Raw genomic sequence first — 13,957 nt, 5'->3', positions numbered from 1 at the left:
CGCCGATCCCGAGACCGCTGAAGCTAGCGCCTCCGCTAAGGTCAAGAGCTGGGGCCAGACCCATTGCAACTGCAACCAAGAATGTGGCAGTCAGGTAGGTGCGCATCACCATTGTCCTCATCTAGACATATCAACCCTCGGCTTCCCTTTTACCAAAGGCCAGGCACCAGCCGCCTGGGGAGAAGCGCATCGGGCAACGCACTCGGTGCAGGCTGGATACCCGCCCTTTGGCGCGCGGTAGCGGGCTTGCGGTCATGGATTTCCTTCGGCACCGCCACACGCTCGCGGCCACCGCCCCGATCGCGCCCGTCCGCTATCACCCGCCGCCGCGCCGCTTGTACCGCTGCGTCGCGTTCCCGGCGAGCGGTGTCGAGCTCCCGAGCGAGCGACCTTGCCTTCTTGCGTTCCAGTGCGAGTTCTTCGCCAGCGCGCCTCACTGCAGCCTCGGCCATGTGGCGAGCCAGCACAGCGGCAGCCGTCTCTGCCGCTCCTACATTCGCGTCGGGCTCCGGAAAAGCGGCCGATTGGCGGGCCTGGGCGAGATCACCCCCATCCGCTATCGCCCGCCGCTGCGCCGCCCGTATCGCCGCGTCGCGTTCCTGGCGAGCAGTGTCGAGATCGCGAGCGAGCAATCTTGCCTTCTCCCGTTCCAATGCGAGCTCTTCGCCAGTCCGCCTGGCCGCAGCCTCGGCAATCTGGCGAGCCAGCACGACGGCGGCTATCTCCGCCGCTGCCAAATGGGCGGCATCGGGCTCCGGGGCAGCCGACGATCGGCCGGCCGCGGCGAGATCGCGCTCGTAAGCTCCAAGCTTTTGCCGCGCCTCAACAAGCGTTCGTCTCTCATCGGCCAGGGCCGCTTCAGCGGCGTCTCGTGCCCTGAGCGCGGCAGCCTTTGACCGCATTGCTCCAGCGGCTTTGGCCTCCAACTCTTCGGCTAACCGCAGCACCACCGTCAGATCACGCGCGAGTGTTTCGGCTCTTTGGCGCTGCCTTTCGGCGACACGCCGCATCGCATCCAGGTCTCTTCTGGCCGCCGCCAAGGCGCGGCGGAGAATTTCCTCCAGCTTACCACCGGCCAATTGCAAGTCGTTCCTGGTTGCATCGACTTGCTCACTCGCCGCGAGACGCTGTTCCTGCGGTGCGGCGCCCTTGGCGCGTTCACGGGAGGTCAACTGACGAGCCTCGTAGATCGAGGTGTCCGCAGCTTCCCCGTCTCGAGCCGCCGCATCCGCCGACGGCCCGACCTTCATGACTTCGAGCTCGGCCTGCGCAGCACCGAGCAGAGCTCCGGTTCTCTGAAGGTCGAGCTTTCCCATTGTCTCAATAGGAATGAAGTCTGTCAGGCGCGCCGCATCGGCTATGCTGCCGAGCGACGCTTGCCGTCCCGAAGCGCGCATCTCGAGCATGTCTTGTGGAGCGAGTCTGTCGGCAGATGCTGCCTGCTCTCCCGCGGGGGATCCAAGTAGCAAAACGAGGCCGAACGAAATGAGGCTGAGCGTTGCCATAGCTAAGTCCCGCCGGGCGCCTTGCGATCATACTGCCTTGGTTCGCAACTCGCTAGAGGGACACGGGGCTGGCGCGTTTGCCAGCGGCGTTATCAGCGGCCACGCGATTGTGACGTATGAACGATCACGCGCTTCGGTTAGTATTCACAAGATTTAACAAACGTAACATAGCGTTACTGGCACGCATACCTCAAACATTCAAGTCAAATTCAGGAACAAATCAAATGACTCGGCGTTGTACCCCACGTATAGCAAGGGAGTACGACAGATGAATGCCAAGATCATCATTGTTTCTGCGATCGCCACGGGCATCTTCGCCGCGCCCGCTATTGCAAATGACAGCAATCAAGGCGCTGTAACAGGTGCCGCAGGCGGCGCCGTTACTGGTGCAATTATTGGCGGCCCCGTCGGTGCTGCCGTCGGTGGCGCCGTTGGTCTGGTTGCCGGCGCGGTGATCGCTCCGCCGCCGCGACAGGTTACGACCTACGTGCAGCAGCAGCCTATCCCGGCTGACACGGTCATGATCAGGGAGCAGATCGCCGTCGGCCGACCGCTGCCGCGCACGGTTGTCCTGACGCCCATCCCGGAGAACCCGGCCTATGCGTATGCTGTCGTCAATCAGCAGCGCGTTATTGTCGATCCGAAGACCTACACGGTGGTACAGATCGTGCGGTAACGGCCCAAGGCCTTTCGCTCAATGCAGCGGAGGGCCTCCCTCATGAGCGCGCCCGCGGTGAGATTGATGCCGCAGGGCGCGACTGTGGCTCATACACATCGACCGATCAACAAAAATCATCAGGCCGAGAATTCCCCTTTCGTTCGGAGCGGATTCGCACTTTATCAGGTGAGATCAAGGAAACGACCCGGCAGTTTCCTTGTGGACCCATCCGGAGGCCTGCCGCCATGTTCACCGCCCTGCTGATTGCCTCGCTCGTGGCACCTTCCGGTGGCGCTTCTGCCACGTCCAGCGTGGATGACCTGCAGGCGGATTTCGAGACTGCCGTCGCCTGCCGACAAATTGACGGCCGCAAGGTGTGGAAGGGAGAAATCGCCTACTACATCCAGTCCTTTGTCTACGAGGGCGAGGCGGCGGCTGCGGAGGAAGTTGCCGACGCGGTGCTGCCCGAGGACAACACGCCGGAAACCGTCAAGGAATTCGAAGAGGCGTGCGCCCTCTCCGGATCCGCCGGTCCGCACGCCCGAAACTAACCGCTGCCTGCTCGACCGCTCGCCGGCCGATTGGCACTGCGCATCTTCAACGGGCTCTCCCCATATTCCCGCCGATAGGCACGCGAGAAGGTCGACAAGCTGTCGAAGCCGCAGCGCAGCGCGATATCGCGCATCGGGATGCCGGAGTCGCGGACGAGCCGATGGGCGACCTGTAACCTCAGGCGCAGATAGTAGGCGCCGGGGCTGATCGATAGCCCTCTTGAAAAAAGCAATTCGAGCTTGCGCGGCGAAATGGCGAGCCGCCGCGCCAGGGCCGCGACCGTGATCGGCCGCTCCAGGGTGCGTTCCATCAGCCTTATCGCTCCAGCAAGCTCGGGATCGCGTGCCTCGATGCGTCCGAGGGAGACGAAGGGCTGAATATCGGTCGGGCTGTGCATCTGGTCGTAGACAAAAATGCTCGCGACATCGAGAGCCAGGGCCGAGCCCAGCCGCTCGGTGATCAGATGCAGCATCATGTCAAAGGTCGGCGATGCGCCGCCCGAGGTCCAGTATTTGCCGTCCGTCACGAAGCGGTCGCCGATCACCGTCAGGGCAGGAAACGCCTGGCTGAAGTCTTCGAGTTCTTCCCAATGCGCCGTCGCCTTGCGGCCATTCAGCAATCCGGATCGGCCAAGCAGCCAGCAGCCCGATTCGATACCGGCGACGATGTCGAAATGGCGGGCGCACTCCTGCAGGCCCGCGAGAAATCGTTTGCCGACGTGCCGGTCGAGATTGAAGCCGCCGATCACCAGGAGAAGGTCGCCGGCAAGCGGCAGCGAAAACCGGCCATCCACCGGTATCGGAATATTGCAGGTCAGCTTCACTGCCTGCCCGTCGCCCGAGAGAAGGCGCCAGCGAAAGACCGGCCGGCCGGCGACGCGGTTCGCAGCCCGCATCGGATCGAGCACCGAGGCGAGCGACATGATGGATGATTCGGGCAGAACCACCACGACCACTTCGATCGGAGAACGTTTTTCGGAGGCCGCTGTCATGCGTATAATGTCAAAATTCATGCGCAACATGTCAACGCGCAAAACTCATGTTCCGGCATTATCAGGAAGCAATCGGTCTCTTCCGCGCGGCCTTCAAGCCCCGCGCAGAGACGTTCCCCTTTCCGCGATTTTTCCGGGCGGGCCGGCTGGAGCCATATCCGCCGGCCTGTTTTTTCGCCGCACGCGCAAGTGATTCCCAAAAGCGCCATTTTTCGCAGACTTGTTCCCGATTAGTTGCTACTCTCGTCGCCGACAACAGGAGGCATCTGTGATGATCAGAAATGTGCTTGTTGCAATGTTCGGCGCCTCTGTGGCCGCCGCCCCCGGCTACGCGGCAGACATCACCGAAGCGCCGGAACCGGCCCCGGCCGTCGTCGAAACGACGCCGGCCTTCGTTTGGACCGGCGGCTATGTCGGCCTGCAAGGCGGCGGCGGATGGCTGAACAGCGATCTCAGCGTTCCGGGCGCCAGCACCTCGGAAGATTTCAGCGGCGGAATTTTCGGCGCCTTCGCTGGGTACAATTATCAGATGGGCGACTGGGTCGTCGGCGTCGAGGGAGACGTCAGCTACAATTGGAACGACAAGAACTTCACGGTCTTCGGCGCGAGCACTGAGGTCGGGACGGATGTGTCCGGATCCGTACGCGGCCGGGTCGGCTATACGCTCAGCGAGAAGGCTCTTCTTTACGGCACCGGCGGCTGGGCCGTCACACGCGGATTCGTCGACGTAGCCGGGGCGCCGAAGGAGAAGGAGACCTTCAACGGCTGGACGATCGGCGGCGGCATCGACTACGCCTTTACCAACAGCATGTTTGGCCGCGCCGAGTATCGGTACAATGATTTCGGCGACAAGGACGCCGGCGGTGTCAATGTCGATCTCGACCAGCATCAATTCACGGTGGGCGTCGGCGTCAAATTCTGAACTCGCCCATGCCGTCCCGATCTGAACCCCGGCCTCGCGCCGGGTTTTTTCTGAAAGCGTGGCGGGGAATAGGCCGGCAACCAAGCCCCCCAAAGCGCAGCACGTCCACTCCGGCGCGGAAACTAACCGCAGCAGCACCTTGAATTGTCGAGCGATTGAGGAATCATGCAGCGGATGTAGCAAGAAAGGGTGCAGCGAGTCGGGCTGGGCAGCAAAACGGGGGAGCTATGGATGGGAAAGTTTCTCGAGTTTCTCGGAGGCGCGATCGTCATCGGCACGCTCGTCGTGCTCGCTACGATGTTGATGCCCTCACCCGATGTCAGAACCCTGCTTGCCGTTCTTCCCTGGGCCTTTTCGACGATCGCTGGCGGGCTGATCCTGGTGGCATTTGGCGGCATGCTCGATCACCTCGTTGCGATCCGCGCCGCGGCCGAGCGGCAGGCGGACATCTTTCAACAACTCCTCGATAGGCGCGCGCCGGCAAAGAAGGAGCAGGGCAACACGTAGGCCGGAACCTGGTGGACTTCTCTTCGTTTCGCTCTGCGAAGGAGAACCCGAATGGCCATGAAGAACACGAATGCCGAACCCGGGCAGAAAAAGCCCGAAGATGTCCATCCGCCGGCAGAACGACGGGAGAATGTCGACGAGGCTTCGATCGCTCCTCCGGTCGTACAGCCTCCCGGCACAAAGGACAGCAGCGAAAAACCGAAGGTCAATCCGGTGACCGGTGGGGCAATGTAAGGCGACGGAACTTACTGCATGCATCCTAATCGACCTTGATTTAAGGAGACATGCAGCAATTCAAAGTGCTACAGCGACGTTCGCGCGTCTGATAAGACGCGCGGCGCTGTAGCGTATCCACCTGTTGGAAAGCCTCACGGGCCGCCTGCCATCGATCCGACAACCACCATCACCAGCGCATCGACATCAATCTCGCCATTGATGGTGATCTTGTCCCCGGATCGGCCGACTCGCAGTTTCGACGGATTCTCCGCCGACTGGCGTTCCAGTTCCTCGACGAGAGCCGCGATCGCCTTCGCCTCCAGTTTGTCGCCGTTCAGATTGCTGGTACCCATTTCCAGAAAACGCCTTCCTTGCGTTCGGGATAATGTTTGAATTCGCACTCGAACAGCCGGCCGTAGGAGCCCGCTTCTTCGAGGGCTGCTTCCGAAGGCGGGTTCATCCCTGTGCCGGGAGCGAACCAGTCTTCCAAAAGATCATCGGGAACGTATGCCCCTACCCTCAAGGGAGGGCTGCTCAAAACGGCGTCCATCTCTCTCGGTGGCGGCATGCGATCCTCCTCTCACGTCCCAAACAAGACGGCGGCCTGGAAGTTCCGGGCCGCCGCGCTCGAGGTAAAAGGAGATCACCTATATGCTCGACTTTTTTCTTCAGAGTGACAGAGAATAGCCTTTCGCTGGGGGATGCTGTCATGAGCGCTGCAAGACTTCTGCTGATCATGCCGCTGGGCGCTGCCTTCGCCTATGTGTCGATTGTAAGCCTGGTGTTTCTTTCGCAACGTACCCTGCTCTATCCCGGTACCAGCGCGATACATGCTCCCGAGCGCGCGACCTGGGGCAAGAACGCATACATCAACACGCCCGACGGAGAGACGCTCCATGGACTCTACAGCCAGGGCGAAGCCGACAGGCCGTGTGTGCTGCTGTTTTTCGGAAACGGTGACCGCGTCGACAGTTACGATTTTCTCGCACACGCACTGGCCGCCCGAGGCATTGGATTGCTGGCGATTTCCTATCGCGGCTATCCGGGATCGACCGGCGCGCCGAGCGAGGCGGGACTGCTGACCGACGGTATCGCCGCGTTCGACTGGCTCTCGGCACGCCCCAATAGCAATATCGTCGTGCTGGGCCGGTCGCTCGGCACTGGCGTTGCCGTGAACACAGCCGTACTAAGGCCGGCCGCTGGCGTCGTCCTCGTGTCCGCATACTTGTCGGTTCTATCGGTCGCGCAGACGCGCTATCCGTTCTATCCGGTTGCGCTTCTTATCAAGGATCCCTTCCGCTCGGATCTCAAAATAGCGAAGGTGAGACAACCAAAGTTGTTCATCCACGGCCGGCTTGACGACAGCATCCCCCTCTCTTCGGGCGAGGCGCTGTACCGCATCGCTCCCGAACCAAAGCAGATGCTGATCGAAGATGGCTCGGGTCACAACGATATTTGGAACGACAGCACGGTTGGCGACGTGATCCGCTTTGTGGAGGCGCTGGAAGAAGACGACACCTAGAGCGGGATGCGCTCACATACGTTCACGTCGCCGCTCTAAACCTTTGTTTTTGCCGCATTTGCGCGACGTCAGGTGATTCCACCTGACTGCAAAATGCTCTAGAGGCCGTCAGGCAGCGGCGATCGTGAGTTCGGCGCTAGCTTGTCACCCATTTCTGAGGTACGGCGTTACCTATGCCTATCGGTCGGACAGCGCGCAGCCGCACGACGTTGTTCACTTTAGTGGGCGCTCTTCCGCGCGACCGGCGCCAGTCGATCGACGAGTTCAAATCGATCACCAAGTATCTCCAGGAGGCGTCTCGTGCTTGACGTCCTGGGCAACCGCACATACCGCCACCTTTTCCTGGCTCAGGTGATCGCCCTCATCGGAACCGGCCTCGCCACCGTGGCGCTCGGCCTCCTCGCCTATGAGCTGGCGGGGCGCGAAGCCGGAGCGGTGCTCGGTACGGCGCTCGCCATCAAGATGATCGCCTATGTCGGCGTCGCTCCCGTCGCAGCCGCCGTCGCCGAACGGCTCCCCCGGCGCGCGATGCTGGTCTGTCTCGATCTCGTCCGCGCCGCAGTGGCGCTTTTGCTGCCTTTCGTCAGCGAAGTCTGGCACGTCTATGTGCTGATCTTCGCGCTGCAATCGGCATCGGCCGCCTTCACCCCGACCTTCCAGGCAACCATTCCGGATGTGCTGCCCGACGAGAAGGAATATACGCGCGCCCTTTCGCTCTCGCGGCTAGCCTACGACCTCGAAAGCGTCGTGAGCCCGATGCTGGCGGCGGCGCTGCTGACGGTGGTCAGCTTCCACGACCTATTCGCAGGCACTGTGATCGGTTTTCTCGCTTCAGCCGCCCTGGTTGTGTCGGTCGTGCTGCCGAGCCCGAAGCCGGCGGAACGCCGCGGCATCTACGATCGGACGACACGTGGCCTGCGCATCTATCTCGCCACGCCACGGCTGCGGGGACTGCTTGCGCTCAACCTGGCGGTCGCCGCGGCCGGATCGATGGTCATCGTCAACACCGTTGTTCTCGTCCAGGCAGAATTCGGCCTCACGCAGCGTGACACCGCCCTTGCGCTTGCGGCGTTTGGCGGCGGCTCGATGATCGCGGCCCTGCTGCTGCCGCGGCTGCTCGACAAGGCGCCTGACCGCACCGCCATGCTGACGGGTGCCAGCGTTCTCGTCGCGGCGCTGTTCATCGGCGTGTTCGTGACGAGCTTCGCAAAGCTTTTGCCGCTGTGGCTGGCGGTCGGCCTCGGCTATTCGCTGGCGCAGACGCCATCCGGCCGGCTGCTCCGCCGTTCGGCGCATCCGGAGGACAGGCCCGCGCTCTTTGCCGCACAGTTCGCGCTGTCGCATGCCTGCTGGCTGATCACCTATCCGCTCGCCGGTTGGCTCGGAGCCACCGTCGGTCTGCCGGCGACTTTCGCCACACTCGGGGTGATAGCCGCCGCCGCAATCTTGATCGCCACACGGCTCTGGCCAGCGCACGATCCATACGAGATCGACCACGTCCATGATGGGCTTGACGAGGATCATCCGCATCTGATCGGTGCCGAACGTATCGGCAACAGGCGCAGGCATACCCATGTCTTCGTGATCGACAGCCATCATCCCGATTGGCCGACCGAACGATGAGCGAGCCGCCGTCTATGTTGTATGTTTCCTCGCCTTCCTGCCGATTAGAATCGTGCGGTGCAATGCGATGCGCCGGGCCACGGAAGGACAGTGTTTGCCACCTACCTGACCGGAGCGTCGGCGGCATGCGGCGCGGGCTGATGGTCTCCCTGGCACTGTCCGCCACGCATGTGACGATGGCCGCGGGCATAGCCTTGTTCTCGCTGCCGCTCGTGTCGGCATGCTTGAGAGCTACGGTTCGGCGCCGCTGCCGCTGAAGAGACCTTGTCGCCGGTTGGATCAGCATTCCTCCGGCGGATTCAGCTGGCGAAACTGCATCAGCAACAGCAGATCGTAGACGATCTTCAATGCACCGCAGATGAGCAGCGGCCATGCTCGCATCGAGGCGGCAAAGAGGGCGCCCGCCAGTGCCGGACTGGCTGCAGCGGCAAGACTACGCGGCACCGACGTGAAGCTTGCTGCGGCGGCCCGCTCGGCCTCGGTGACGACGGCCATCACGTAGGACGAGCGCGTCGGCACGTCCATCTGGGACAGGGCGGCCCGGACGAGCAGAAAGGCAAGCGCTACGGGCAGTGTGGGCGCAAGCGCCGCCAGCATCAGGGCGATGCTGGACGGAATATGTGTAAACACCATCGTGTTGATCAGGCCGATGCGTCGCGACAGCCATGCGGCCACAGGAAACGACAGCGCCGAGAGCAGGCCCGACCAGAAGAAAAAAACACCCGCCTCTGAAAGCGACAGGCTAAACCGCTCGAAGAGCCAAAGGGCGAGCAGCGATTGAACGACGAAGCCGCCGGCGAAGGCGTCGAGACTGAATAGGGCCGCCAGCTTGAATACGATATGGCGCGACGGGCCGAGCGCGGCTGCAGCGCTCGCATCGGCTGCCGGGCGGCGGGGAATGCGCGCGTAGAACAGGCCGCCGAGCAGCCCCAGAAGCGCGTAAACGACAAACATGGCCCTGATGCCGCCAAGCCGGTCGAGACCTATGGGGGCCAGAACGTCGGGTACCGCTGCAGCGAGTCCACCTATGGCTCCGGCGAACGCGCCAACGAGGCTGTATCGCGCGAACATCCTGGTTCGCTCTTGCTCCGTCACTTCGCGTGTGAGCACGGCGTGCTCCAATGGCACGAATACGCTGACACTGCCGGCGGAGGGATTGATCGTGCCGGCAAACGCGATGACCAGGAGCAGCGCGTAGTCGTGGACAACGGCAAAGGCCACACCCGTCGCGATCATCAAGCTCGCGCCAGCCAGCAGGAGCTGGCGGTGATCGTGCCTGGCCCCGAGGAAGCCGACACCTATCGTCAGCAGCGCGGAGCCAAGGAGCGATGCGGTCGCGATGACACCGACCTCGAGGGGCGTAAATCCAAGCGCGAGCAGATAAATTGGCAACAGCACCGCCACGAAGGCGTCGCCAAAATCGCGCAGGGCGCGCGCCGCGAAGAGGAAGGTTGCAGGATGAATCCGCGGCACCGATCTGGTCTCTCGATCGTTGGTAATTTGCATCAGTGGTGTGACGTTTTCCTGCTCCACAACTGAAGCCGACAAATGATGCCGGAACGGAGCGTCGATTGCCACTGGCCGGTAAAGCCTTTAGGCCTTCCTCCCCCTACCGCGTTCCTCGATCCCGGCGAATTGGCGAATGAGCTCAGCTCATATAAGGCGGCCGGTCTCTGCATTTGCTTCAGGCCGAGCCGCTTGACAGCGCCGGACAAAGAGCGGAAAACACCCTGCATGGGGTTGCGATCGCCCCACGAGGCGACAGCCGAAGCATCGCGTCCATTCAACCGCTCACACGGGAGGACGCGTTATGTCGTCACTTCTTGAAATCTCCCCCGAGAAACTTGTCCGCCTTATCGGCACGCCGAAATGCCCCGCCCTCATCGATGTCCGGATCGACGAGGACTTTGACGAGGATCCGCGCTTGCTGCCCGGTTCGGTCCGGCGCGACTATCGCAATGTGCAGGGGTGGGCCGCAGAACTCGATTCAGACTCCGCAGTCGTAATCTGCCATCGCGGCAAGAAACTCAGCTACGGCGTTGCCGCCTGGCTTCGCAACTATGGCATTGCCGCCGACGTTCTCGAGGGCGGCTTCGAAGCCTGGGGCAAGGGCGGCTATCCGGCCGTACCCGCTTCCGCGATACCGGAGCGCGACGCCAGCGGCCGCACCGTCTGGGTGACAAGGGCACGGCCGAAAATCGACCGCATCGCCTGCCCATGGCTGATCCGCCGTTTCGTCGATCCGCAGGCCGTCTTCCTGTACGTGTCGCCGTCGGAAGTCGAGACGGTTGCCGAGCGCTTCGCAGCGACTCCCTTCGACATTGATGCCCCGGTCCGCTGGAGTCACAAGGGCGAGCTTTGCACCTTTGACGTCATGGTCGAGGAATTCGGCCTTTCGACCGAACCGTTGCTGCGGCTTGCAACCATCGTGCGCGGCGCGGATACGTCCCGCCTCGATCTTGCGCCGCAAGCGCCCGGTCTGCTTGCGGCATCACTCGGCCTGTCGCGCATGTATGCCGACGACCTCGAGCAGCTGGAGGCCGGGATGCTGCTCTACGACGCCTTTTACCGCTGGTGCCGGGATGCTACCGACGAAACGCATAACTGGCCGTCGCCGAAGAAGGATTTGTGAATGTCCGAGATTGCAAACAGGGCCGCGCCGGCTGCGGCGCGGCAAGAATACGCTCACGGAATTCCTTTCGGCGATGCGGTACGCGTCTGGGCAAGGATTGCGGCCCTGAGCTTCGGCGGTCCGGCCGGCCAGATTGCCGTGATGCACCGTATCCTCGTCGACGAAAAGCGCTGGATCGGCGAGCACCGCTTTCTGCATGCCTTGAATTACTGCATGCTGCTGCCTGGACCCGAAGCGCAGCAGCTTGCCGTCTATATCGGTTGGCTGCTGCACCGCACCGCCGGCGGTCTCGTCGCCGGCACGCTGTTCGTGCTGCCGGGCTTCCTCGCCATTCTCGGCCTGAGCTACATCTACGCGGCTTTCGGCAATGTCACCGTCGTCGAAGGGCTGTTCTTCGGCCTGAAAGCCGCAGTGCTCGCCGTCGTCGTCCATGCCGTGTTCCGGATCGGCGGCAGGGCGCTCAAGAACCAACTGATGATCGGCATCGCCGCGGCGGCCTTCATCGCGATCTTCTTCTTCCGGGTGCCGTTCCCGCTGATCATCCTGGCGGCGGGCATTATCGGCTATGTCGGAGGCCGCTCCGGCTCGCCGCTCTTCCGGATCGGTGGCGGTCACAAGGCGGGGACAGGACCCGTCCTCAATGACGAGGATTCGGTGCTGGGAGAGGAAATCCCGGCCCATGCCCGTCCGAATCTCGCTTGGTCGCTCCGGGTCTCCGCGGTGTTCCTCGCATTGTGGCTCGTACCGCTGGCGCTGCTGATCTTCTTTCTAGGCGCGGATAACGTCTTCACGCAGATCGGACTATTCTTCAGCCAGATGGCCGTCGTCACCTTCGGCGGAGCTTATGCCGTGCTCGCCTATGTCGCCCAGGAGGCAGTCCAGCATTACGGCTGGCTGAAACCCGGCGAGATGCTCGACGGTCTGGGCATGGCGGAGACGACGCCGGGGCCGCTGATCATGGTTGTCCAGTTCGTCGGTTTCATGGGGGCCTACCGTGATCCCGGATCGCTGAACCCGATGACGGCTGCGACGCTTGCGGCGGTCCTGACGACCTGGGTGACCTTCGTTCCCTGCTTCCTTTGGATTTTCCTTGGAGCGCCCTTCATCGAACGGCTGCGCAACAATGTGGCGCTCACGGGCGCGATGTCGGCGATCACCGCCGCCGTCGTCGGCGTGATCCTCAACCTTGCCGTCTGGTTCGGACTGCACACGCTGTTTGCAGAGGTGGTGACGTGGAGGCTCGGATGGTTTGCGCTCGACGTGCCGGTACTCAGCTCCCTCGTCCTGCCGTCGCTGGTTCTCAGCGTGGCCGCGGGCTTGGCGATCTTCCGGTTTCGCGCGTCAATCATCTCGACCCTTCTGGCCTGCGCCGTGGCTGGCCTCGTTTGGACGATAATCGCAGGGATCTGACGGTTGCGGAGGTCTTACGTCAGGCGTCTGCGAGCAGTCGCCGAGAGCCAGGAAGAATGCAGCCGATAGCGGAACGGAACGAGGTTCTCGGTCCCCTGCCCCATATCCATTCCGGGTCCCGAGGATCTCGCCGGTATGGGATCGACAACGACCTCGTCTCAGCGATCCGGGCCCAGGCGGGAGCGGTTGCGCCCCCTATGCGACCTCGCCGCCTGCAGCCCCCCGAAGGCAGCTAAGTACTTGAATTTTTTGGCGACCCCTGCAGGACTCGAACCTGCGACAACCTGCTTAGAAGGCGCTTCCACAGCCGGTTCCGTGGCAATCACACTAGGTTCATGGGTGTTTATAGATGTTCATTTTCCTTTTAGTTTCAACTGCTTATTGACATTCTCTAATTTTTTTGTTTACTTGTGTTCAGCGACGATACGACCTTCCTGAGACCACTGTGAAGGCAGCGGAAGATGCAAAAGAGGTCAACGAATCGAGCGGCTCTGACCCACCAATTCTGCGTCTCCGTCAAGCCGACCGCAGCCACGAAGGAGTACCATGACGGGCAGAGCAGACTGGCCCTTCGCGTCTCCAAAGCGGGCTCAAAGACCTGGACGATGCGATATCGTCTGTTTGGGAAAGAACAACGTTTGAACTTGGGGCCGTTTAGTCTCGTCGGTCTCGCCGCCGCTCGCAAACGATGCGCCGAAGCGTCACTGCTGGTTCTTTTGGGAAGGGATCCTCGGCACCGGCCTTGCGCCGCCGAGGCGTCCTTCACCGAGGTGCCGAGAGCGGCGGCGCCATCATCCGAGCCGCTCGTACCTCTAGAATACCCTGTGAGACCGCCGGTGCAAGCGAGCACCGGAGCATCGCTGATGCTTGCTGAGGTTGCGCAGCTCTATCTGGAGGCCTGCGAGCTTGGCAAACACAGGCCCCGCAANGCGTTTTTCGAAGGCGAATTCAGGTGCATGCACACCGATCACCACCAGCCCCTGATTCCGGTACTTCTCAGCCCAGGCTCGAACATAGGGCACCGTTCGGATGCAGTTGATGCAGGAGTATGTCCAGAAATCAACGAGCACGACCTTGCCGCGCAGCTGCTCGACCGTTAGCGGCTCGGAGTTGAGCCACGTTACGGCGCCCTCCAGCGGCGGGAAGGCCCCTTCGACCGGTAGGTTGCTACGATAGGTCTGATGCTGAACATCCGTGGTTGGTGCGGCACGATGGCTCGCCTTCGCTTCGGAGGAGCCGACGCGGAGCCGGTTCAGGAGCGACTGCTCAAGGCTCGTCGTGCCCGCATAGGACAGGCGCGCAAGCAGCCCCGTGTCGAGGCCGAGCGCAATTGCCATCACGCCCGCCAGCACAGCGATACCGAGGCCTTGGCGAAGACGCTCGCCGAGACCGAGCGACCGCTTCATCGAGGCGAATACC

General features: G+C 62.4%; 15 protein-coding genes and 1 pseudogene. 10 read left to right on the top strand and 6 right to left on the bottom strand.

Annotation, left to right across the window (positions count from 1 at the left end):
* Positions 1–149: 149 nt before the first annotated feature.
* Positions 150–1,397 carry a coiled-coil domain-containing protein gene (locus AU381_RS02705; protein WP_244520014.1) on the bottom strand — a complete coding sequence of 416 codons (1,248 nt, stop codon included), beginning with the start codon at positions 1,395–1,397 and terminating at the stop codon, positions 150–152.
* A 376-nt stretch (positions 1,398–1,773) separates the two neighbouring features.
* Here AU381_RS02705 and AU381_RS02700 point away from each other — a divergent pair, with 376 nt between their 5' ends.
* Positions 1,774–2,181 carry a DUF1236 domain-containing protein gene (locus AU381_RS02700; RefSeq protein WP_064240286.1) on the top strand — a complete coding sequence of 136 codons (408 nt, stop codon included), beginning with the start codon at positions 1,774–1,776 and terminating at the stop codon, positions 2,179–2,181.
* Positions 2,182–2,408: 227 nt separating this feature from the next.
* Complete coding sequence (locus AU381_RS02695; protein ID WP_064240285.1) at positions 2,409–2,714, top strand: hypothetical protein; 306 nt, start codon at positions 2,409–2,411, stop codon at positions 2,712–2,714.
* On the opposite strand, the gene AU381_RS02690 is transcribed toward AU381_RS02695, so the two are convergent.
* The gene (locus AU381_RS02690) at positions 2,711–3,727 is read right to left on the bottom strand and encodes a GlxA family transcriptional regulator (RefSeq protein ID WP_082909649.1); all 1,017 of its coding nucleotides are present in this window, start codon (positions 3,725–3,727) and stop codon (positions 2,711–2,713) included. The two genes, AU381_RS02695 and AU381_RS02690, sit on opposite strands and share 4 nt — an antisense overlap.
* A gap of 250 nt (positions 3,728–3,977) precedes the next feature.
* On the opposite strand from AU381_RS02690, the gene AU381_RS02685 reads away from it, so the two are divergent.
* The 3 genes from AU381_RS02685 to AU381_RS02675 all read left to right on the top strand — a co-directional run bounded on the left by AU381_RS02685 (position 3,978) and on the right by AU381_RS02675 (position 5,369).
* Complete coding sequence (locus tag AU381_RS02685; protein WP_064240284.1) at positions 3,978–4,628, top strand: outer membrane protein; 651 nt, start codon at positions 3,978–3,980, stop codon at positions 4,626–4,628.
* A gap of 231 nt (positions 4,629–4,859) precedes the next feature.
* Positions 4,860–5,135, top strand: coding sequence for a hypothetical protein (locus tag AU381_RS02680; RefSeq protein ID WP_064240283.1), 276 nt, complete (start codon positions 4,860–4,862; stop codon positions 5,133–5,135).
* 51 nt (positions 5,136–5,186) lie between these two features.
* Positions 5,187–5,369 (top strand): hypothetical protein, encoded by a 183-nt coding sequence (locus tag AU381_RS02675; RefSeq protein ID WP_064240282.1) that lies wholly within the window; start codon positions 5,187–5,189, stop codon positions 5,367–5,369.
* A 134-nt stretch (positions 5,370–5,503) separates the two neighbouring features.
* On the opposite strand, the gene AU381_RS02670 is transcribed toward AU381_RS02675, so the two are convergent.
* Positions 5,504–5,704: a hypothetical protein gene (locus AU381_RS02670; protein WP_064240281.1), complete on the bottom strand. Its 201-nt coding sequence runs from the start codon at positions 5,702–5,704 to the stop codon at positions 5,504–5,506.
* Entirely contained in the window at positions 5,686–5,919 is a 234-nt protein-coding gene (locus tag AU381_RS02665; protein ID WP_064240280.1) for a hypothetical protein, read from the bottom strand. The genes AU381_RS02670 and AU381_RS02665 overlap by 19 nt, the downstream gene beginning before the upstream one ends.
* 141 nt (positions 5,920–6,060) lie before the next feature.
* On the opposite strand from AU381_RS02665, the gene AU381_RS02660 reads away from it, so the two are divergent.
* Together AU381_RS02660 and AU381_RS02655 are read left to right on the top strand one after the other, a co-directional pair.
* Entirely contained in the window at positions 6,061–6,873 is an 813-nt protein-coding gene (locus AU381_RS02660) for an alpha/beta hydrolase (RefSeq protein ID WP_064240279.1), read from the top strand.
* Positions 6,874–7,173: 300 nt separating this feature from the next.
* Positions 7,174–8,496 (top strand): MFS transporter, encoded by a 1,323-nt coding sequence (locus AU381_RS02655; RefSeq protein WP_064240278.1) that lies wholly within the window; start codon positions 7,174–7,176, stop codon positions 8,494–8,496.
* Between the two features lie 279 nt (positions 8,497–8,775).
* Here AU381_RS02655 and AU381_RS02650 read toward each other — a convergent pair whose 3' ends face one another.
* The gene (locus AU381_RS02650) at positions 8,776–10,002 is read right to left on the bottom strand and encodes an MFS transporter (RefSeq protein ID WP_064240277.1); all 1,227 of its coding nucleotides are present in this window, start codon (positions 10,000–10,002) and stop codon (positions 8,776–8,778) included.
* A 304-nt stretch (positions 10,003–10,306) separates the two neighbouring features.
* Between AU381_RS02650 and AU381_RS02645 the strand changes: the two genes are divergently transcribed.
* The 3 genes and pseudogenes from AU381_RS02645 to AU381_RS31190 form a co-directional block, all read left to right on the top strand.
* On the top strand, positions 10,307–11,128 hold the full coding sequence (locus tag AU381_RS02645; protein ID WP_064240276.1) for a chromate resistance protein ChrB domain-containing protein: 822 nt from the start codon (positions 10,307–10,309) through the stop codon (positions 11,126–11,128).
* On the top strand, positions 11,129–12,538 hold the full coding sequence (gene chrA, locus AU381_RS02640; RefSeq protein WP_064240275.1) for a chromate efflux transporter: 1,410 nt from the start codon (positions 11,129–11,131) through the stop codon (positions 12,536–12,538).
* 461 nt (positions 12,539–12,999) lie between these two features.
* Positions 13,000–13,466, top strand: a pseudogene (locus tag AU381_RS31190) (Arm DNA-binding domain-containing protein); the annotation flags it as partial.
* Between the two features lies 1 nt (position 13,467).
* Here AU381_RS31190 and AU381_RS02635 read toward each other — a convergent pair.
* Positions 13,468–13,957: thioredoxin domain-containing protein (locus tag AU381_RS02635; RefSeq protein WP_156528538.1), on the bottom strand; the 490-nt coding region annotated here is incomplete at both ends.

The sequence above is a fragment of the Sinorhizobium glycinis genome, from assembly GCF_001651865.1.
Classification (GTDB): Bacteria; Pseudomonadota; Alphaproteobacteria; order Rhizobiales; family Rhizobiaceae; genus Sinorhizobium; species Sinorhizobium glycinis.
This window is presented reverse-complemented; position numbering and strand designations above follow the sequence as displayed.

Bases quoted from the DNA above. Each gene is read 5' to 3' on its own strand.
- AU381_RS02705 (WP_244520014.1), bottom strand. From the start codon at position 1,397: ATGCGCGCTTCGGGACGGCAAGCGTCGCTCGGCAGCATAGCCGATGCG.
- AU381_RS02700 (WP_064240286.1), top strand. From the start codon at position 1,774: ATGAATGCCAAGATCATCATTGTTTCTGCGATCGCCACGGGCATCTTC.
- AU381_RS02695 (WP_064240285.1), top strand. From the start codon at position 2,409: ATGTTCACCGCCCTGCTGATTGCCTCGCTCGTGGCACCTTCCGGTGGC.
- AU381_RS02690 (WP_082909649.1), bottom strand. From the start codon at position 3,727: ATGAATTTTGACATTATACGCATGACAGCGGCCTCCGAAAAACGTTCT.
- AU381_RS02685 (WP_064240284.1), top strand. From the start codon at position 3,978: ATGATCAGAAATGTGCTTGTTGCAATGTTCGGCGCCTCTGTGGCCGCC.
- AU381_RS02680 (WP_064240283.1), top strand. From the start codon at position 4,860: ATGGGAAAGTTTCTCGAGTTTCTCGGAGGCGCGATCGTCATCGGCACG.
- AU381_RS02675 (WP_064240282.1), top strand. From the start codon at position 5,187: ATGGCCATGAAGAACACGAATGCCGAACCCGGGCAGAAAAAGCCCGAA.
- AU381_RS02670 (WP_064240281.1), bottom strand. From the start codon at position 5,704: ATGGGTACCAGCAATCTGAACGGCGACAAACTGGAGGCGAAGGCGATC.
- AU381_RS02665 (WP_064240280.1), bottom strand. From the start codon at position 5,919: ATGCCGCCACCGAGAGAGATGGACGCCGTTTTGAGCAGCCCTCCCTTG.
- AU381_RS02660 (WP_064240279.1), top strand. From the start codon at position 6,061: ATGAGCGCTGCAAGACTTCTGCTGATCATGCCGCTGGGCGCTGCCTTC.
- AU381_RS02650 (WP_064240277.1), bottom strand. From the start codon at position 10,002: ATGCAAATTACCAACGATCGAGAGACCAGATCGGTGCCGCGGATTCAT.
- AU381_RS02645 (WP_064240276.1), top strand. From the start codon at position 10,307: ATGTCGTCACTTCTTGAAATCTCCCCCGAGAAACTTGTCCGCCTTATC.
- chrA (WP_064240275.1), top strand. From the start codon at position 11,129: ATGTCCGAGATTGCAAACAGGGCCGCGCCGGCTGCGGCGCGGCAAGAA.